The 19,799-nt window shown below is 43.9% G+C and carries 14 protein-coding genes; 9 read left to right on the top strand and 5 right to left on the bottom strand.

The window, feature by feature from the left end; genetic code table 11:
- The first annotated feature begins 187 nt into the window (after positions 1 to 187).
- Positions 188 to 1,459, top strand: a complete 1,272-nt coding sequence (locus tag ACIFOD_RS03120; protein ID WP_430313423.1) for a M48 family metallopeptidase — start codon at positions 188 to 190, stop codon at positions 1,457 to 1,459.
- A gap of 25 nt (positions 1,460 to 1,484) precedes the next feature.
- Here ACIFOD_RS03120 and ACIFOD_RS03115 read toward each other — a convergent pair whose 3' ends face one another.
- Together ACIFOD_RS03115 and ACIFOD_RS03110 are read right to left on the bottom strand one after the other, a co-directional pair.
- On the bottom strand, positions 1,485 to 2,150 hold the full coding sequence (locus ACIFOD_RS03115) for a DUF421 domain-containing protein (RefSeq protein WP_430313422.1): 666 nt from the start codon (positions 2,148 to 2,150) through the stop codon (positions 1,485 to 1,487).
- A 136-nt stretch (positions 2,151 to 2,286) separates the two neighbouring features.
- Positions 2,287 to 2,523 carry an IDEAL domain-containing protein gene (locus tag ACIFOD_RS03110; RefSeq protein ID WP_113969897.1) on the bottom strand — a complete coding sequence of 79 codons (237 nt, stop codon included), beginning with the start codon at positions 2,521 to 2,523 and terminating at the stop codon, positions 2,287 to 2,289.
- 197 nt (positions 2,524 to 2,720) lie between these two features.
- On the opposite strand from ACIFOD_RS03110, the gene ACIFOD_RS03105 reads away from it, so the two are divergent.
- Positions 2,721 to 3,290, top strand: coding sequence for a competence protein ComK (locus tag ACIFOD_RS03105; protein ID WP_113969898.1), 570 nt, complete (start codon positions 2,721 to 2,723; stop codon positions 3,288 to 3,290).
- A gap of 6 nt (positions 3,291 to 3,296) precedes the next feature.
- Here ACIFOD_RS03105 and ACIFOD_RS03100 read toward each other — a convergent pair whose 3' ends face one another.
- A complete protein-coding gene (locus tag ACIFOD_RS03100; RefSeq protein ID WP_113969899.1) occupies positions 3,297 to 3,686 on the bottom strand; it encodes a hypothetical protein in 390 nt (129 codons plus the stop codon).
- Between the two features lie 205 nt (positions 3,687 to 3,891).
- Between ACIFOD_RS03100 and ACIFOD_RS03095 the strand changes: the two genes are divergently transcribed.
- The 3 genes from ACIFOD_RS03095 to lepB all read left to right on the top strand — a co-directional run bounded on the left by ACIFOD_RS03095 (position 3,892) and on the right by lepB (position 7,330).
- Positions 3,892 to 5,859, top strand: a complete 1,968-nt coding sequence (locus tag ACIFOD_RS03095; protein WP_430313421.1) for a S9 family peptidase — start codon at positions 3,892 to 3,894, stop codon at positions 5,857 to 5,859.
- Between the two features lie 272 nt (positions 5,860 to 6,131).
- The gene (locus ACIFOD_RS03090; protein WP_397553330.1) at positions 6,132 to 6,773 is read left to right on the top strand and encodes a TVP38/TMEM64 family protein; all 642 of its coding nucleotides are present in this window, start codon (positions 6,132 to 6,134) and stop codon (positions 6,771 to 6,773) included.
- Positions 6,770 to 7,330 carry a signal peptidase I gene (gene lepB / locus ACIFOD_RS03085; protein WP_113969902.1) on the top strand — a complete coding sequence of 187 codons (561 nt, stop codon included), beginning with the start codon at positions 6,770 to 6,772 and terminating at the stop codon, positions 7,328 to 7,330. The genes ACIFOD_RS03090 and lepB overlap by 4 nt, the downstream gene beginning before the upstream one ends.
- 174 nt (positions 7,331 to 7,504) lie before the next feature.
- On the opposite strand, the gene ACIFOD_RS03080 is transcribed toward lepB, so the two are convergent.
- Entirely contained in the window at positions 7,505 to 9,028 is a 1,524-nt protein-coding gene (locus ACIFOD_RS03080) for an HD-GYP domain-containing protein (RefSeq protein ID WP_430313420.1), read from the bottom strand.
- Positions 9,029 to 9,300: 272 nt separating this feature from the next.
- Between ACIFOD_RS03080 and ACIFOD_RS03075 the strand changes: the two genes are divergently transcribed.
- Both ACIFOD_RS03075 and ACIFOD_RS03070 read left to right on the top strand, forming a co-directional pair.
- A complete protein-coding gene (locus ACIFOD_RS03075) occupies positions 9,301 to 10,482 on the top strand; it encodes an endonuclease (protein ID WP_430313419.1) in 1,182 nt (393 codons plus the stop codon).
- 152 nt (positions 10,483 to 10,634) lie between these two features.
- Positions 10,635 to 11,183, top strand: a complete 549-nt coding sequence (locus ACIFOD_RS03070) for a GNAT family N-acetyltransferase (RefSeq protein ID WP_430313418.1) — start codon at positions 10,635 to 10,637, stop codon at positions 11,181 to 11,183.
- Between the two features lie 32 nt (positions 11,184 to 11,215).
- Here the strand turns inward: ACIFOD_RS03070 and ACIFOD_RS03065 are convergent, their stop codons facing one another.
- Entirely contained in the window at positions 11,216 to 12,373 is a 1,158-nt protein-coding gene (locus ACIFOD_RS03065) for an MFS transporter (RefSeq protein WP_430313417.1), read from the bottom strand.
- A 161-nt stretch (positions 12,374 to 12,534) separates the two neighbouring features.
- On the opposite strand from ACIFOD_RS03065, the gene addB reads away from it, so the two are divergent.
- Together addB and addA are read left to right on the top strand one after the other, a co-directional pair.
- Positions 12,535 to 16,020: a helicase-exonuclease AddAB subunit AddB gene (gene addB, locus ACIFOD_RS03060; RefSeq protein WP_430313416.1), complete on the top strand. Its 3,486-nt coding sequence runs from the start codon at positions 12,535 to 12,537 to the stop codon at positions 16,018 to 16,020.
- Complete coding sequence (gene addA, locus ACIFOD_RS03055) at positions 16,013 to 19,780, top strand: helicase-exonuclease AddAB subunit AddA (protein WP_430313415.1); 3,768 nt, start codon at positions 16,013 to 16,015, stop codon at positions 19,778 to 19,780. The genes addB and addA overlap by 8 nt, the downstream gene beginning before the upstream one ends.
- Positions 19,781 to 19,799 lie beyond the last annotated feature (19 nt).

The following is a 19,799-nucleotide window of genomic DNA, read 5'->3' as shown; positions in this document are numbered from 1 at the left end:
TTAGGGGGCTAAATAGATATAATGAAATTACGGCAGATAAAATTATCATATGGCACGTAAATCCCCAGAGTGGCATATAAACGATTTTCCACAACAAGCCCGGCACTTTCACTGGTGTGTGTTTAGGTTCTAAATCTTTGGACAGGGTATTACATATAGTAAAGAAGACGAGAAGGGAGGAAGTATGTTGGTTAGAAAATGGGCGTTCAGGTCGATATTGGCTTATTTGCTATTAGGCTTGTTTCTATATGTGTATTTATTCTACTTGGCGGATTCTACTTTGCCTGACATGTACAAAGGAAGCAGTGCAGATCCGGCCACCTTTATGAAGGATAAAGAAATTATGCTGAGTGAGGATTTCTCGAAAATCAAGAACCTCCTGTTTTTCTTATCCACTCCTTATGAATGGTTGTTTTATTTCCTGATCCTGATTCTCGGGGTCTCGCGTGTTTTTGAGAAGTGGGCGAGGGGAACGGTGAAAAATGGTTTCCTGCAAACGGCCATTTATTTGTTCTGGTTATCGATTGCTTCGTTCCTGGCGATTTTTCCACTGCAGTATATTTCGTATACTATTTCGAAGAGCTACAATATTTCAACCCAGACGTTCTCCATGTGGATGAAGGATGAGATCACGGATTTCTGGGTGAATTACCTCCTCATGTTCATCATTGTATCGGTGTTATATGGATTGATGAAACGATTCAAGCAGCGCTGGTGGCTAGCGGCATGGGCATTGTCGGTACCCTTTACGATTTTCATGATGTTCGTGCAGCCGGTTTTGATCGACCCGCTATATAACGACTTCTATCCACTGAAGGATAAAGCATTAGAGGAACAAATCCTGACTCTTGCCGACAAGGCAAACATTCCAACGGACCACGTATTTGAAGTCGACATGTCGGAGAAAACGAATTCACTCAATGCGTATGTAACCGGAGTCGGATCCAATTCCCGGATCGTTCTTTGGGATACCACCCTTGAAAAATTAACGGACAAGGAAATCCTGTTTGTGATGGCCCATGAAATGGCTCACTATGTGGAGAAGCACATCTATATCGGCATTGCCATCTACTTGATCCTATCCTTCTTTGGGTTATTCCTGACGGCTAAGCTGATGAGAGGCATCGTCGCCAATCATAAGGATGACATGAAAGTATCGAGCGTGTCGAACTTAAGCTCCTTACCTCTGTTCTTGATGATTACGTCCATGCTCCTGTTCACTATCAGTCCCCTTAGCAACTGGATCTCACGCTACCAGGAAACGAGGGCTGACCGATATGCAATAGAAATGACGGACGATAAAGAAGCCGCCATCTCATCTTTCCAGAAGTTATCGAAGGTGGGATTATCTCAGGTCAATCCGCCTTTACTTGTGAAGATCTTCCGTTATGGTCATCCGACGATGCTTGAACGACTTTCCATGTTGGAACAGTACGAAGCGGAGAAAAAAGAAGAATAAAGAGAAAAAGCCTGGTCACGTGGGACTAGGCCTTTTCTCTTTTACTGATAATCAGGTTCTTGGCTTTCTCTGTCATATAAGCGAAAATCACATCTTTGTGATGCAGTCCGGAGTTGGTTAGTTGAATTTCCAGCCATTCTTTCGATTTTCCAAGAAGCTTCAGGTTCCGCGTTTGGATTTTACCATCCACAATCACTGAAATCGGTAATCCCTCGTCATCGATTTTAAGGTTGAGATGCTGGACGGTAACAGGGGTGTTTTCCACCTTAGGAATGATGCTCACTTCACCGATCGGCTCGAGCATGGCGTAGTCCACATCTGAAATTTTGGGGTAACCTTGAGAGCGTAGAATGGAGGTCAACTGAATCAGCGAGATCTTGGATTTCTCCAGATTATCCTCTAATATCTCCCCATTTTTAATCAGTAAGGTGGGTTCTCCCAAGAAGAAGCGATTGCCCCATTGACTCAGGGTCAGGAATGAGAACAGTACATGAAGTCCCACTAAAATGACGAGGGCCGCGATGGTTGGCCAGAATTCCGTGGAGATCAGTGGTTCGGATGCAATGGTCCCAACGATAATAATCGCCACAAGATCATAGGGAGTCATTTGGACAATTGTGGATTTTCCCATCAGTCGCATAGCGGCAATGGTAATTAAGTAGAGGACAAGTACTTTTATTAGCAGGATCATCATATTCGCTCCAAAGTGTATAGGGTAGCTATAGGGTTTGCTATTTGAATGGAAGTCATGCATGAAATGCAGGGACCAATGGCCCGTCCATTAAAAAAGGAATAGCTGACTCATGTATAGAGTCAGCTATTATTTTTCATCCGCAGCTTAGGTTCAGTTCGTTTAATTCTTTTGATAATTTCATGAACAGAGGTTTATTTTTCTTATCCAGGGCGGCGTCAATGTCTGTCAGGAGTTTTGTCTTGCGCGTCATCAGAATGCTTTCATGCAGCACCATGTCGATATAGATCTCCATCACACTTCTCTCAGCGGCTTTCTTACGGGTCATGGCAGAAGCTTTCATCATTTCGGTATAGGACTTTTTGTTTTCCATATACGGTCACCCCTGAATTCTTTTTATTAGTATATGGGGTAAGTAGTGAAAATTCAACCAAAAAATTAAATATTCTGATAATTTTTTATCCTTAACGGAGTAGCGTATAGTTAATTTCAGAATTTTTAAAAATATGCGAGACAACCCTCGAAATTTATGGTATTATTTTGGTGGAAAATGTAAATGGAGGCGATGAAATGAGAGAAAAATCTCGAATTATAGAAGAATATGAAGTGAATCCCCATACGATGATCCTGCAGCCAATTGAGTACGGTGCCAGGACATTTACCAAAATCATAGAGGTAGATGACATACTAATCTCCCCTTTTAAACCGTTCGATATTTTAAAGAAGAGCTGTGAATTCTTTGGTTCCTCCTATGAAGGAAGAAAAGAAGGCACCAAAAGACTTACGGGTATCATCTACAAAGCTCCCATCATGGTGAATCCTCAGATGTCCATTTATCTATTTCCAACATCTTCTCCTGTCAAGCAAGAATGCGCCTGGATTTCCCATTCACATGTTCGCGGGTATGAACGCTCGACAAATGGATCAACACGGGTCTTTCTTCAAAACAATGAGTCCTGTATGGTTCCCATTTCTTACAGTTCGTTTGAAAATCAAATGCTTCGTACTTCTGACTTGCGTATCGCCTACACACAGCGTGTCGCAGAAATGGAAAGTAAATATAATACGAAGGTTCAAACCGAAATGAGTAATATCAAAACGTTTTACCTTAATCGAAATATCAAAAAAAACGATGCGTGAGATGAATCACGCTTCTTTTGTTGTATCTGTTTTCGATTCCAGGAATCGGCGATACAAATAATGTCTCATTAAATCCTCCACACGGTTTCGAAGGCGCGGGTTAAAGTAATTATGGTGCTCCTCATACCCCTTATACAGAAACATATACATCGTAAAGGCATCGTCTGATTGAATTCGCTCAACTTTCATCTTATTGGTCCTCATGTACTTTTTGACATGAGCGAGTTCTCCTTGGATGACCTTCATCGTCTCCTCAATCATTTCTAAATACGGTCGTTTTAATTTGAACGGGCTGCTGTCTATGATTTGCAGATCACGATTCAAAATCGTCAGCACCATCGGTAAATATATGGCCTGTTCTAATATGTTCCTGTCGTTCTCCGGGATCCTTGTCATATGAAAAGACTCCTTTTCACTTTAGTGTAGAACAAATGTTCGTATTTTCATTTTACGTGGAATTCGATTTACTTTCAATAGCGAAAGTTGTAGAATTTGAATTTGTTTCTATTATGAAGGGCAGATCGGATTTTTATCCAAAAAAGGAAAAGTATTTCTGACGTCGAAATAATAAAGAGAATAGAAGAAAGGAAGGTGCCGGATCATGAATAAAGGAATCGAAATCGATGATCTCTATGAGTTAAAGGCCGTATCCGACCCAAGATTATCACCAAGTGGGGAAGAAGCCGTTTATGTCAAAACCATCATGTGTGAAGAAAAAAATGAGTATTTCTCAACCTTACATAGCATTCGTCTGCAAGATAAGACCACTCGCCAATGGACTTTCGGAGAACAAAAGATTTCAACTCCCAGATGGTCACCTGATGGTAGAAAGATCGCCTTTGTCTCGAATCGCTCCGGTGTGAATCAACTATACCTCATCCACCGGGATGGAGGGGAAGCAGAACAGCTGACGTATTATCAAAAAGGCTTTTCGAATCCTGTATGGTCTCCTTGTGGTGAAAAGATCGCTTTCTCGATGCGGTTGGAAAAAGGTGAGACGTTTGAAAAGAAGGAGGACGAAGAGGAGAAATTAAAGCCATTCGTTGCGACAGGCATGAAATATAAAAGTGATGACCGAGGTTTCGATGACAGCTGCTACTCGCAAATAGTAGTGATGGACGTGGCGTCAAAGAAAATGAGAAGAGTCACGGATGATGTCCACGATTACACTCTTCATTCCTGGTCTCCCGACGGAAAGCACATCGCGTTTTCTGTGGACAGAACAAAAGACAAAGATTTCTCCTTCCAGTCTGATTTATTTATTTTTCATCTTGAAACGGACGAATATAAGAAGATTAATAAAGAATCTGGTTACTACGGAGGAGCGGCCTGGTCTCCCGACGGAGGTCATCTTGCCTATATGGGGCATGGACGTGAATATGAGAATGCGACACATAATAAGGTGTGGCTGTATCACCTTGAAACCGGTCACTCCGTTTGCCTGACAGAAAGCATGGATCTGCCCGTAGGAGACTATCTCAATAGCGATAGCATCCAAGGCTCATCACAAGCAGGAATCCTGTGGTCACAGGACAATGAAAGTCTCTATTTCCTGGCGTCTGATGCAGGGAACACGGTTCTCTATTACGCTCATATTGAAGGAGCCATCTACCCTGCGTTGTTGCAAGAGGAGCAGCATGTATACGGATTCGACTTCGATTCTGATCGACAAGTAATGCTGGTTGCCATGAGTAAACCTACCGAACCGGGTGAATTGTATACTCTTCATGTTCCTACCGGAGAGCTGAATAAAATGACCAACCTGAATGGGGACCTGGCGGATCGTGAATTATCCTCTCCCCGATCGTTTATGTACAAGGGTGCGAAAGACCGGCTCGTTCAAGGCTGGATCATGAAGCCGGTCGGCTATGAGGAAGGGAAGAAGTATCCACTTATCGTCGAAATACATGGGGGCCCCCACACCATGTATGGGAACACTTTCTTTCACGAATTTCAAGTGTTGGCAAGCAAAGGATACGCTGTTTTATATGTGAATCCAAGAGGAAGCCATGGCTACGGCCAAGAGTTCGTGGATGCCGTAAGAGGAGATTACGGTGGCGGGGATTACGAGGATATCATGGCAGCAGTGGAGTATGCCCTGGAGGAATTTACGTTTATTGATGAAACTCGCTTAGGTGTGACCGGTGGAAGCTACGGAGGGTTCATGACCAACTGGATCATCGGTCATAGCGACAAGTTTAAAGCAGCCGTTACCCAGCGCTCCATCAGCAATTGGATCAGTTTTTACGGAGTGAGCGATATCGGCTACTACTTCTCAGAGTGGCAAATCCAAAGCGATCTTGGCGACATCGAAACTCTTTGGAAGCATTCACCCCTAGCGTACGTGAAGAATATGAACACACCCCTATTGATACTTCACAGCGAAAAGGACTACCGTTGTCCGATTGAGCAGGCGGAACAACTATTCATCGCATTAAAGCGGGAGAAAAAAGATGTGAGATTCGTGCGTTTCCCGGAATCCAATCACAATTTGTCCAGGACTGGAAAACCTTCTTTGAGGGAAGCGAGATTACAAGAAATTGTGGATTGGTTTGGGGAGCATTTATAGAGGTGCGAGCTGTCATTCCTGGATGGGGATGGCAGCTTTTTGTTAGAACGCACTAGTCAATTTCAAAACAAAGCCTATTACACAACCCACCGCAAAAAATACCCACCCTAACACGTTTACATCCCCACTCATTAGGCAAGGTTATAATAATAAAACGACCCAAGAGATAACAATATGGAAATCCTGATTTTGTGTGATATGATGAAAATACAAGTAACGATATAACGAAATGAGTGTATTTGTTCATGGTCGTTTAAGGGGAAACATATAATATGGATATAAATAAGATAAAAGACTGGTTTACGCTTGAGAATATGATGGACCTGATTCAGCAGTATCGTTCATTCGGACCGATTCCAGGGATCCTGTTACCGCTGTTGGAAGCCTTTCTCCCATTCCTGCCCCTGGTCGTATTTGTGACGGCCAATGCAAATGCCTTCGGGTTATGGTGGGGGTTTCTATTTTCGTGGATCGGGGCTACGCTTGGTGCCCTTATAGTGTTTCTGTTGGTACGAAGATATGGGGAAACCCGATTTTTTCGTTTCCTGAGAAAGAACCGCCAAGTGAAGCGATTGACGAAATGGGTAGACAAGCATGGGTTTGGCCCGTTGTTCATTCTTTTATGCTTCCCATTTACACCGTCTGCCTTGGTGAATGTGGTGGCGGGATTGTCGTCGATCAGCATCGCTCAATATATGCTCGCTGTGGTTACGGGGAAAATGGTGATGATTTTCACCATAAGCTTTATCGGATATGATATTATATCATTAGTAAGACAACCAATACGTACTGTAATCGTTGCCGCCATTATCTTTGTACTATGGATTGTAGGGAAACGAATTGAGATACATTTGAATAAGAAAATGGAAGTAGACCAACGAATTGAACGGAAAAAGCAGGAGGAATCAAATTGAGAGAAGAGGTAAAAAGAGAAGGACTCGAATGGATTAAAGCCTTGGGGATTGGACTGATCATCTTTATCATCATTCGAACCTTTCTCTTCTCCAACTATGTAGTCGAAGGTGAATCGATGATGCCGACACTACAGGATGGAAATAAACTTGTTGTGAATAAAATCGGTTATCATATTGGAGACTTGGATCGCTTTGATGTTGTGGTCTTTCATGCGAATGAGAACGAGGATTATGTGAAACGGATCATTGGACTGCCCGGTGATAAGGTCGTGTATAAAGATGATAAGTTATATGTTAACGGAGAATACTATCCTGAACCTTATTTAGAAAAATTCAAGCAGGAGTACATCGGCAACAAACTGACGGGAGACTTTACCCTTGAAGAAATCACGGATCAGCAAACGGTTCCCGAAGGAAAAGTATTCGTTCTTGGAGACAATCGTCGGGGAAGCATGGATAGTCGCTATTTCGGGTTTATAGATCGGGAACAGATTGTGGGAAAAGTGGATCTTCGTTACTGGCCTATCAACGAATGGGATATACAATTCAGGAACTAAAGATATGGGAATGCTGTTCAATACATGAGCAGCATTCTTTTTTTTGCGAAAGATTCTTCGAGGTTCCGGACTGTTGAAAGGATGATACTTCGAAAAGTGATGCTTTAAGCTCTTTGAATAAGGAAAGGATCAAATCCATTTTGGGGATCTGATCCTTTCTATGTTGATGGGTATTTAAATTGCAGAATTCGATAAAATACGGGATGTGCCTGTCACTTTAATCCCCCTCATAAACGCTTCAACAAACTCCTCATCCCACTGTGTCCCTTTGCCTTCTTCCAAAATGGAGAGGGCTTTTTCGATAGGCATTCCTTTTCGATAAGGGCGATCCGAGGTCATGGCGTCAAAGGCATCGGCGACAGCGATCAATCGTCCGAACACGGGAATATCGTCTCCTTTTAATTGATCGGGATATCCCCGGCCGTCCACCCGCTCATGGTGGTGCTTGATGCCGGGTAAGATGGGCAGGAGTTCTTCTGTTAACTGAACCCCTTTTACAATTTCTTCGCCAATGACAGGATGGCGTTTAATTTGATCGAACTCTTCAATTGTTAATTTCCCTTCTTTTAAAAGCACATCATCCCGGATTCCTATTTTTCCAATGTCGTGAAGCAGGGCCGATTTGTTGAGTAAGTCGATGTCTTTAGAGGACCAGTTGCATTGTTTGGCAATTAAAACAGAAAACTCCGCAACACGTTTAGAATGGCCGGCCGTATAAGGGTCCCGTGCATCCAATGTACCTGCTACGACTGCGAAAAATTGATCGAGTAGCTGCTGGTTTTTCTGATCTCGCAGATTGATGGCTCCTACCATATGGTTAAAGCCGGAAAATAAATGGGAAAATTCATCCGTGTATGTATTCACTACGGGTGAAACATGCCCCTCCTCGACTTTTTCAAAACGGGCTACCAGCTCTTTCACAGGTGCTTCGATGCTTTTGAAAATAAGGAGGGCTCCATAGAAAGCTAGAATCGTAATGATGAAAATCAGAGTCCCTGCCCATTTCCAGTAGTCTACTAAAAGCGTGGGGTCTGCAATCGATAAGCGAATCTGTGAAGCTAATGAAAAAAGCAGGATCGGAAAAAGGGCAAGAAACAGGGAAGCTGCCAAGATTTTTCTTTTTAAACTGATAAATAGGGTGGACTGATTCGTTTGATCGACTCCATATGTTTCAACTGTTTTCCGAATAAGGTCCACCTGCAGTGAATGACAAGCTCTAAAGGTTAAGAAAAATTCAATCAATGCATGAAGAATCGCCACTAAAAAGGCGCCGCACCAGGCATAAAAAATATAGGTGTACGGAATGGACAACCACCCTGCATTGATGCTGACAACCGTCAACAAAGTCGACGGAAGAGCCAGCCCCAGAAAGTGAGGGAGCATGATTCGTCTAACCGTTAAAAGTGGGAACCTTTCCGCTTGTTGATAGGCAGTTAAGAGAAGGTCCAGACTGAGTGTTGATACCTTCTTTTTATAGACGATCTTCATCGGACGAATATGCTTCTGATACACCAAAAATTCGCAGCTGAACATCGTGACGATTGAAAGGGAGATGATGCCTCCCATTGTGAGCAGTTCCTTTTCATTGAGGGCAAGGGTTTGAAAAATGAATACAGACCCGACACCAAAGACGGCTATGAAGCTTCCTAGAAGATAATTTTTAATGATTGTACGTTGAAATCGCTGAAATACATTCAAGGATGAATCCTCCAATTCCCCTAACATTTAGTAGATTCATTATATAGGAAATTTGGAGTGGGGAACATGATGATTTATTACTTTCTTAGGAAGATCTAGTGGAGGGGGCTGCCCGCACCAATTACGGAAAGAACGTCTCCCCCCCCCCCAACAGCAATCACAAACTCTATGATAATAGACTCATTTTCACGCTTTTACACAAAATTTACCCTATTTTGACAATATGTAATGTACGCTAAATGTATAGTCATATTTAGAGGAGGCGAAGCAATTTGAAGGTTGTAAACAAAAAGTTCATCAGCATTTTTTCAATTTTAATTATTTTTATGATTGCGTGTGGTCAAGTATCTCCAAGTCAAATGAGTGCAGCGGGAAATGGGACGTGGAGTTCGCCGTTTACTGTTGATCAGGCATTATCCAATCAAGATGGTTCCACTCAGTCAGTGGAAGGGTATGTGGTCGGTCAGCCAACCTCTACGTCATCCGTTGTCACGAGTAACTTTCCAAACGATTACGCATTTGCTTTGGCGGATTCCCCGTCTGAATCCAATACGGATGAGATGGTCTATATTCAAATTCCATCTTCTTACCGTTCAAACTTTGGATTACAAAGTAACCCAGGCCTAATGGGTGAAAAAATCAAAGTGACGGGCAGTTTAACGGCCTATTTCTCTCACCCGGGAGTGAAGTCTACGTCAGCATTCGAATCAGTGGAAGATGGCGGGACTGATCCGACTGATCCTCCAACCGACCCAACCGATCCACCATCCTATGAGGAATATTACAACACGGCTGAAGGGAAAACGGGATCTACTTTAAAAACAGCACTACATAACATCATTGATGATCATCAAACTCTTTCCTACAGCGATGTTTGGGGAGCTCTTCGAAATACAGACGAAGATCAGAACAATCCGAATAACGTGATCCTCCTATACTCAGGCCGTTCCCAATCCAAAACGACAAACGGCGGTGGAGTCAACGACTGGAACCGGGAACATGTCTGGGCGAAATCCCACGGAGACTTTGGAACAGCCCAAGGACCAGGGACGGACCTTCATCACTTGAGACCTACAGATGTAACCGTCAATTCTTCAAGAAGTAATCTTGACTTTGATAATGGCGGGACTCAGCATGGTGAAGCACCGGGCAACTATTATGATGGGGATTCCTGGGAGCCCCGGGATGAAGTGAAAGGGGACGTCGCCCGTATGATTTTCTACATGGCGGTCCGCTATGAAGGGGACAGCGGGGAACTGGATTTAGAAATCAATAACAACGTCAACAATGGAAGTGCCCCTTATCACGGGAAAATGTCCGTTCTCCTTCAATGGAATGAACAGGATCCTGTCGATGAAAGGGAAATCAGACGCAACGATATCATCTTTGAACAATATCAAGGAAACCGAAATCCATTCATCGACCACCCTGAGTGGGCGGAAATGATCTGGTAAGTTGGATTGAGCCTGGAAGTTTCCGGGTTCTTTTTTATTGAAAAATGAAGATGGATGGCGGGGAGGGGGGAAGCACTCACGAAACTTTTTCAAGGACAATAAAGGAATCGGAGAGGAACTCCTCGAAATACATACGTCGAGGTGAAAATGACATGAAACGGTTATTGACGGGTACAAGAATTTATCTTTCCGGTTTTCAGGAGGAAGATGTTACGGCCATAAGGGAATGGAGTCAAAATGAAGAAGTTCAGAGATTACTGGATGCTCTTCCCCATAAGCCGAAAGCAGAGGAAGATATTAAAAAATGGATGGGGGATCCAGGAGACAACGCCTATCGTTTTGCTATTCGACTAAAGGACGATGGGAGGATCATAGGGTTTGTTGAATTGGACGGTATTCTGTGGACCCATCGTGTCGGATGGGTTTCCATCTCAATAGGGGACGTACAGTCCTGGGGCAATGGATATGGCAAGGAAGCCATGCAATGTTTGCTGGCGTACGCTTTTCATGAGTTGAATTTATACCGAGTCCAATTAACGGTATTTTCATATAATGAGAGGGCCATGGGCTTATATGAGTCACTCGGATTCAAGAAAGAAGGAAGCTATCGTCAATTTTTACAAAGGGACGGAGATCGATACGACATGATCTTATACGGACTATTAGCGGATGAATGGAAAGGTAATGTGAAAGAAGGATGATGGTGTCCTTCTTTTTTTGACGTAGAAGGCATCTACGCCCTCATCCTCCATCTCCTCCCCTCCACATACAACAAGCCACCCATCCAGGCATGAAATAAAAAGCATCCCAGTAACAGAAACAACGATTGTACGTAAGTAAGCTTCATGATGACTATGGGTGCTATGCTTGTTCCACCTAATAAAATAAAGGAATACAGGCTGAGTGCCTGGCTTCGGTCATCTCCACTCATATCTCCGATTAGGGTAATGACGGTCGGGATCAACAATGAGATGGCAGAAACAAACAGGACTGAAGAGAGAACGATGATGAAGGGTTCACTCTTGTGTACATAAATAAACGCAATCAATACACTCGCAATGGAGATGGTCACACCCATGAAAAGAGTTTTATAGACTCCTTTTGCATCAAGGAGGCGACCGGTAAAGAGTGATAAGCTGACACCGATCAATCCGACTGCCCGGAGTAGGAAAAGCAGATCGGAATCCCCTGATAAGTACCTGGTCAAGCTGTCATAATAAGCAACAAACGAGGCGAGAAGGGTGAACACGATGCCGTAGCAGTAAAGGAGTTCCTTTCTCAAAAGGAGTTTATAAATCGTGACGATCTGGTGTGTGACGGAAACGGATCGAGTGGACGTAGCGGGTAGCGTCTGTTTTCCTATTAAAAATAAGGAGACGTACACCACTGCGAAAAAGAAGAATACAATCGTCCAGTTGCTGTAGCGGGTGATTCCTTCACTGAGTAATTGACCGAGTATGCCTGCGAACAGAAAACCGGAATTGATAAAAGCGAGAAGCAGCGTTCTCTTTCTTCCAGAAAACAAATCATACGTATAAGCAAAGGCGACGGGGGCAAAGCTCCCCAGACAAAAGCCTTGAATCCCCCGTATGAAAAATAAACTCCAGAAATCCCCTGCAAGCCCCACTAAGCCTGTTGAAAACGCAGAGGCAAGCATTCCCCAAACGAGAATCTCTTTTTTTCCGAAACGATCTGCGCTATTGGCAAAGGTGAGAAGTCCACAGGCGTAGAAAAAGATAAATGAGCTTCCTGCAATAACGACTTCACTTTGTGCGATGGAGAGGGAGGAAGCTATATTCCCGTAAATGGGAATGAACGTGTAAATATTACAGGCTACCATAATCGCCATCACAACAAGAACAGAAGCGATTCTGTTAAAATATTGATTCATCAGCAATCACCTACCTCTTTTTACTGTATGCAGGTGTTCCAAATATTTTCAATAAAGATTGAGACGGGAAAGATTTGTTCCTGTGTACTATAATGAACCTATACAAAAATTCAACCTGCCTCATGGTTACAATAGATTAGTATAAGAAAGGGAGTGAGAGGATGGCTGTACGTTTTATTCTCGGGCGCTCCGGTACGGGGAAAACCCATCACATATTAGATGAGATGAAGCAGAGCTTATTGGAAGCGCCGAATGGAGATCCCATCATCTATATCGTACCGGATCAGATGTCATTTATATCGGAATACGATCTTGTCAACACACCCGGATTAAACGGGATGATACGTGGACAGGTGTTCAGTTTCACCCGGCTCGCGTGGAAGATCCTCCAGGAAACGGGCGGAATGAGCCGTTACCATCTATCGGATGTCGGCTTAAATATGATGATCCGGAAGATTATTGACGAAAACAAAGATCGTCTCCATATTTTCTCGAAGGCCGCGGATAAGCCGGGTTTCATCCATCATGTAGAATCCATGTTGACGGAATTCAAGCGCTATTGTATTTCGCCTCAGGATCTCCACCAATTTGATGGGGAAGATGAGCGGGATTCAAAGGTTTTGAAAGATAAGCTTCATGATCTTGAACTGATTTATGAGAAATTCGAGGAGAAGCTCCTCGGCAAATACATTGATTCAGAAGACTATTTTCAGCTGTTGGCAGATAATGTGAAAAACTCTGAGCTTCTTAGAGATGCAGAGATTTACATAGACGGCTTCCATAGCTTCACGCCCCAGGAATATCTGATAATCGATCAGCTCATTCAGCACAGTAAGACAGTGACGGTTGCCCTGACAACCGATCCGGAGCAGCAAATGGGTGCGATGAACGAGTTAAGCTTATATCGGATGACGAACGAAACGTACCATACTCTTCAGGATATATGCCATGGAGCGGGGAAGTCCATAGAAGAAGAGGTGTTAGTGAAGCCGATTCGCTATCAAAATGACACGATGCTGCATCTCGAACGTCATTTTGAGGACCGGCCAACTGTTCCATGCGAAGAAGCAAAAGGCTCCATCGAGTTTCTGGAAGCCTCTAATCGCCGGGCAGAGGTCGAAGGGATAGCAAGGGAAATACGGAAGCTAGCCCGGGAAAAGGGATATCGCTACAAGGATATAGCGGTGCTGGTTCGAAACAGCCAGGACTACCGTGATAAGGTCGAAACGATTTTTCAAGATTATAGTATTCCATTTTTCCTTGATCAGAAGCGGACAATGTTAAATCACCCATTAATTGAGTTGATCCGCTCGACTCTGGAAATCATGAACACGAACTGGAGATATGAGCCTGTATTCCGGGCGGTGAAAACAGACCTGTTGTTTCCTTATCAAAAAAATCCAACCGATTTGCGGGAAAAAATGGACCGTTTGGAGAACTATGTGTTGGCATACGGGATCAAAGGAGATCGCTGGACGAAGAAAGATCGCTGGAAATACCGCCGCTTCCGTGGTCTTGAGCATGTGGACGCACCACAAACCGACCGTGAAAAGGAACTCGAGCATGAGATCAATGAGCTTCGTTTATTTATTTCTGCTCCTATCATCCGTCTCGGAAAACGATTGAAAAAGCAATCCACTGGACGGGAATTCTGTGAAACTCTTTATCTGTATCTGGAAGAGTTGGACATTCCGGCTAAGCTTGAACGTATGCGTATTGAAGCAGAAGAAAAAGGCGACTTGATTGCGGCAAGAGAGCATGATCAAGCGTGGTCAGCTGTAATGGACTTGCTTGATCAATATGTAGAAATGCTTGGTGATGAGGAAACAACGATGAAGAAATTCTCGTCGATCCTGGATGCAGGTATGGAAACGATGCAGTTCTCGTTAGTTCCCCCTGCCATTGATCAGGTCATTATTGCAGATCTTGAGAAATCAAGGCTCGGTGACATTAAAGCAGCCTTTATCATCGGAGTGAATGATGGGGTTCTTCCAGCGAAAATGAATGAAGACGGAGTCCTGTCAGATGAAGACCGCGAATCGTTGATCAATAGGGGCTTCAAGATAGCACCCAGTAACAGGACGAAGCTGTTGGACGAGGAGTTTGTAGCGTATAAAGCCTTTACGACCCCGAGTGAACGTTTATTTATAAGCTATCCGATTGCCAATGAAGAAGGAAAAGCGTTATTAGCATCCTCTTTCATCAAAAGGCTGAATGAAATGTTCCCGGATGCAAATACGAAGCTTCTTATTAATGAACCATCCGAGCTTTCTGAAGAAGAGCAGCTGCACTATGTTTGCCATCCCAATGTGACGATTTCTCATTTAACGTCGCAATTACAGTTAAAGAAGCGTGAATATCCGATCTATGATTTCTGGTGGGATGTGTATAACTTCTATGCAACGTCAAACGATTGGAAATGGCACTCACAGCATATTTTATCCAGTCTCTTCTACCAGAATCACGCGAAGCAGCTTTCTGAGGATACGAGCAGGGATCTGTATGGTGACCATATTTTAGCAAGTGTATCCCGAATGGAGCTGTTCCATAGTTGTCCGTTTTCTCATTTTGCCAGTCATGGGTTGAAGCTTAGAGAGCGGGATTTCTTTAAGCTGGAGGCACCTGATATCGGGGAAATGTTCCATTCCGCTCTTAAATGGATATCAGAAGAAGTGGAGCGTCATGGTCTGACCTGGGCATCCTTATCAAAAGCGCAGTGTCTCAAGCTTGCTAAAGAAGCTGTATTGATGCTGGCACCGAAGCTTCAGCACCAGATTCTGTTAAGCTCAAACCGCCATTATTATATTGCTCAGAAGCTTGAGCAAATCATAAGCCGTGCGAGCCTAATTCTAAGTGAGCATGCGAAGGCGAGTGGATTTGTTCCTGTCGGGGTGGAGCTTGGGTTTGGACCTCATGCGACCCTGCCGCCGTTCCAGTTCCAGCTGAGAAATGGAACGAAAATGGAGCTTCAGGGAAGGATCGACCGGGTAGACAAAGCAGAAGATGCAAGTGGAGTATACCTAAGGATCGTTGATTACAAATCGAGTGCAAGAGATTTGGATATGACGGAAGTGTACTACGGATTGGCACTTCAGATGCTGACGTATTTAGATATTGTGTTAACGAACTCTAAGCAATTTGTCGGGAAAGAAGCAAAGCCTGCAGGCGTACTCTATTTCCACGTTCATAATCCTATGATCAATAGTAAGAAAATCTTGACGATGGATCAAATTGAAAAGGAAATTTTTAAGAGCTTTAAAATGAAGGGACTTGTTCTGGGAGACTCTGACATCGTTCGTTTAATGGATCAAACATTGGATACCGGGAACTCAGATATCATCTCGGCCGGGATCAAGAAGGATGGATCATTATCCTCCCGTTCAAAAGCAGCTTCAACAGAAGACTTTCACTATATGCGTCAGCATGTGAGAAAGCTATATGAAGCGTCAGGGAACCGGATCGTTTCAGGTGAGACCAATATTACTCCTTATAAGCTGAAGGACCGTACACCATGTCAGTTCTGTTCGTTCCGTTCCGTTTGTCAATTCGACCAATCTCTTGAAGAAAACGAGTACAGAGTGCTCCCGACGGCAAAACCAGAAGATCTATTAAAAAAAGTGAGAGAGGAGGTAGAGTCCAATGAGTAATGGTACGATACCGGCAAAGCCTGATCATGTTACATGGACAGATGATCAGTGGAAGGCGATTTGGGCAAAAGGTAAGGACATTCTCGTAGCAGCTGCTGCAGGGTCAGGGAAGACCGCAGTTCTTGTAGAGAGGATCATTCAGAAAATCCTTTCTGAAGAAGACAGAATGGATGTGGACGAACTATTGGTTGTAACCTTTACGAATGCATCGGCCGCTGAGATGAGACATCGGATCGGGCAGGCATTGGAAAAGGCGATTGATGAGGATCCCCATTCCCATCATTTAAGGAAGCAGCTGAGCTTACTGAACCGGGCTTCCATTTCGACTCTTCACTCTTTTTGCCTGGAAGTGATTCGTAAATATTATTATCTCATCGACATTGATCCGGGTTTTCGGATTGCCGATGAAACAGAAGGGGATCTGCTGCGTGATGAAGTGCTTGATGAGCTGTTTGAAGAGGAATACGGAAAAGAAGATAATCATGATTTCTTTACACTGGTAGATACATTTACCAATGATAGAAGTGACGGTGCCCTTCAGGATATGATCCGAAAGCTGTATGACTTTTCACGGTCCCATCCGAACCCGGACGAATGGCTGAGAGGGCTGGAAGAGATGTATGATATCCAAGAGGGTGTAGAGATCGATCAGCTTTCCTTCATTCAGCCTCTCCTGACCGATATTCGCTTACAGCTTCATGGGGCGAAAAACTTGTTTCAGCGTGCATTGGATCTGACACGGGTTCCTGGAGGTCCGGGTCCAAGAGCTGAAAATTTTCTAAGCGATATAGAGATTGTCGAGAGCCTTGAAGAAAGCCGGCAGATTTCATGGAATGCATTATATAAGACGATTCAAACCTTACCCTTTACAAAGTTAAAAGCTTGTCGCGGGGATGACTATAACAAGGATATTGTAGATGAAGCCAAAAAGCTTCGGGATCAAGGGAAGAAAACGTTAGAGAAACTGCAGGAAGATTTTTTCTCAAGAAGACCGGAGTCATTCCTTGAGGATATGAAGAAGATGAGAGACGTGCTTCACACCTTGGCAGAAGTGGTGGTGGAATTCGGCAAACGTTTCCGACAAGTGAAAGAAGAAAAGGGACTTGTTGACTTTGCGGATTTAGAGCATTTTTGTCTCGATATTTTAAGAGAACCTGCATCAGATGCTTTACTTCCTTCAGAAGCTGCAAAGCAGTATAAAAATAAATTCAAAGAAGTATTGGTCGATGAATATCAGGATACGAATATGGTTCAGGAGTCGATACTTCTTCTCATTACTGAAGAACGAGAAGAAGTAGGAAACCGTTTTATGGTAGGAGATGTAAAGCAGTCCATTTATCGATTTCGATTGGCAGAACCGAATTTATTTTTAGGAAAGTATACCCGCTTTCTTCCTGTAAGCGGAGAAGCGGGATTGAAGATCGATTTATCTCAAAATTTCAGAAGCCGGAAAGAGGTATTAGAGGGAACCAACTTTTTATTCAAGCAAATCATGGGATCCTCGGTTGGGGAGATGGAATATAATCGGGAAGCAGAGCTGGTAAAGGGTGCTCCTTATCCTGAAGAGAAAGAGTATCCAATCGAAGTAGCGATTATTAATCAGGAATCAGAGGAAACTTCATCGGGTGGTGATGAAGAGGAATTGTCCATTTTTGACGAGGGTGATATTGAGAAATCCGTACTTGAAGCCCGCTACATGGCAAATAAAGTGAAGAGCATGATTGAAGAGCGAACACCGATCTATGATGCCAAAACGAAGACTGAGCGTCCGGTTCAGTACAAGGATATTGTGATTCTGCTTCGTTCCATGCCTTGGGCGGCAGAAATCATGGAAGAATTCAAACGGCAAGGAATTCCGATTTATGCAAATCTGTCTACTGGTTATTTTGAAGCAACCGAGATCGCGATTATGCTTTCACTGCTGAAAGTGATTGACAATCCTTATCAGGATATCCCCCTGGCATCGGTTCTTCGTTCACCGATAGTAGGACTGGACGAGCAGGGTCTTGCAAGCATCCGGATTCATTCGAGAGCGGGAACGTATTACGAAGCCTTGAAGAAATTCGCAAGTGAAAAGCCAAGTAACGCACGTGAAGAAGAAACATTTGAAAAGGTCAAAGTGTTCCTGTATCATCTGCAAAACTGGCGGACAAAGGCTAGACAAGGATCGGTTACAGAGCTGATTTGGCAATTGTACCGGGACACCAGATTCTATGATTATGTCGGAGGAATGGCAGGCGGGAAGCAGCGTCAGGCAAATCTTCGGGCACTATACGACCGTGCCCGCCAATATGAATCAACATCATTCAGAGGGTTATTCCGCTTCCTGCGATTCATTGATCGGATGAGGGAAAGAGGCGATGACCTCGGGGTAGCGAGAGCTCTCAGTGAACAGGAGGATGTGGTCCGCTTAATGACGATTCACTCCAGTAAAGGGCTTGAGTTTCCGATTGTCTTTGTCGCTGGCACGTCGAAGCAATTCAATCTCATGGACTTGAACGCTTCTTATTTATTAGATAAAGATCTGGGTTTGGCCACCAAGTATACCGACCCGGGGAAGCGAATCAGTTATCCATCCCTTCCCCAGCTGGCATTTAAGCGAAAGAAGCGCATGGAGGCCATCTCAGAGGAAATGCGGGTGCTCTATGTGGCGTTAACCCGTGCAAAAGAGAAGCTATTCTTAGTGGGAACCGTGAAAAGCTTAGAGAAGTCACTTAAGAAATGGCGGGGAGCTTTAGGTCAGACCGAATGGTTGTTATCTGACTATGACCGTGCCGGGGCCAGTTCCTATCTTGATTGGATAGGTCCGTCCCTCATGCGACACCCCCATTGTGGAGAGCTTGGGGAAGATGCGGGCTTAGAAGGAAGTGGGATCAATGAAGAGATTCTAAAGCATCCTTCCTCCTTTCATATCAAGACGATTCATAATTCTGAGCTGGGTGCAGAAGAAGAGGAGTCATTGAGTGAAGATGACAATTGGAAAGAGCAAGTGAAGAACGGTGGGGAAGTGGAAATAGAGTCCACTCATAAAAAAGAGGTATTACACCGTTTGTCGTGGAAGTATCCACATCTGAGTGCTACAAACCTTCGCTCGAAGCAATCGGTTTCTGAGCTGAAGCGCATGGTGGAAATAAGGGATGAAGCATCAAGTATCGATATTCTTCGTCGCCATCAAAAGCCAGTGTATAACCGGCCTCAATTCATGCAGTCCAAAGAGCTGTCACCTGCTGAAAAAGGAACGGCCATGCATACGGTCATGCAGCATATTTCGTTTGCGGATGGTGTACCCACAGAAGAAGATGTAAAAGAGTTGTTATCGATGTTAGTGAATAAAGAAATCCTGACGGAAGAACAGGAAAGAGCCATCTCGTTAGACAACATCGTTGGTTTCTTCCAAAGCGACCTTGGGAAGCGTTTGGCTCAGGCAGCGAATATCCAACGGGAAATTCCATTCAGCATGAGTGTCCCTCTGAGTGAAATATCGGAAACGGGAGAGGGTGCCCCGGAAGAAACGATCCTCGTTCAAGGGGTCATTGACTGTGTATTCCGGGATGAATCGGGAATTGTGCTGTTGGATTACAAAACGGATGGTATCCATGATCGCTATAAGGATGGTTTTGAAGAAGCAAGACCGATACTTGAAGAACGTTATAGGGTACAAATTGAATTATATACCCGCGCATTGGAATCGATTTGGAAAGAAACAGTGTCTGAAAAGTATCTTTACTTTTTCGACGGAGGGCATGTCTTGGAACTATAAAGAAGAACCACTTTGAAGT

The organism is Rossellomorea sp. NRS-1567 (assembly GCF_050467885.1).
GTDB classification, from domain to species: domain Bacteria; phylum Bacillota; class Bacilli; order Bacillales; family Bacillaceae_B; genus Rossellomorea; species Rossellomorea aquimaris_C.
The sequence above is the reverse complement of the archived record's forward strand: the minus strand, read 5'-3'. Positions and strand labels throughout refer to the sequence as shown.

Bases quoted from the DNA above. Each gene is read 5' to 3' on its own strand.
- ACIFOD_RS03115 (WP_430313422.1), bottom strand. From the start codon at position 2,150: ATGATCCTGCTAATAAAAGTACTTGTCCTCTACTTAATTACCATTGCC.
- ACIFOD_RS03110 (WP_113969897.1), bottom strand. From the start codon at position 2,523: ATGGAAAACAAAAAGTCCTATACCGAAATGATGAAAGCTTCTGCCATG.
- ACIFOD_RS03105 (WP_113969898.1), top strand. From the start codon at position 2,721: ATGAGAGAAAAATCTCGAATTATAGAAGAATATGAAGTGAATCCCCAT.
- ACIFOD_RS03100 (WP_113969899.1), bottom strand. From the start codon at position 3,686: ATGACAAGGATCCCGGAGAACGACAGGAACATATTAGAACAGGCCATA.
- ACIFOD_RS03095 (WP_430313421.1), top strand. From the start codon at position 3,892: ATGAATAAAGGAATCGAAATCGATGATCTCTATGAGTTAAAGGCCGTA.
- ACIFOD_RS03090 (WP_397553330.1), top strand. From the start codon at position 6,132: ATGGATATAAATAAGATAAAAGACTGGTTTACGCTTGAGAATATGATG.
- ACIFOD_RS03070 (WP_430313418.1), top strand. From the start codon at position 10,635: ATGAAACGGTTATTGACGGGTACAAGAATTTATCTTTCCGGTTTTCAG.
- ACIFOD_RS03065 (WP_430313417.1), bottom strand. From the start codon at position 12,373: ATGAATCAATATTTTAACAGAATCGCTTCTGTTCTTGTTGTGATGGCG.
- addB (WP_430313416.1), top strand. From the start codon at position 12,535: ATGGCTGTACGTTTTATTCTCGGGCGCTCCGGTACGGGGAAAACCCAT.
- addA (WP_430313415.1), top strand. From the start codon at position 16,013: ATGAGTAATGGTACGATACCGGCAAAGCCTGATCATGTTACATGGACA.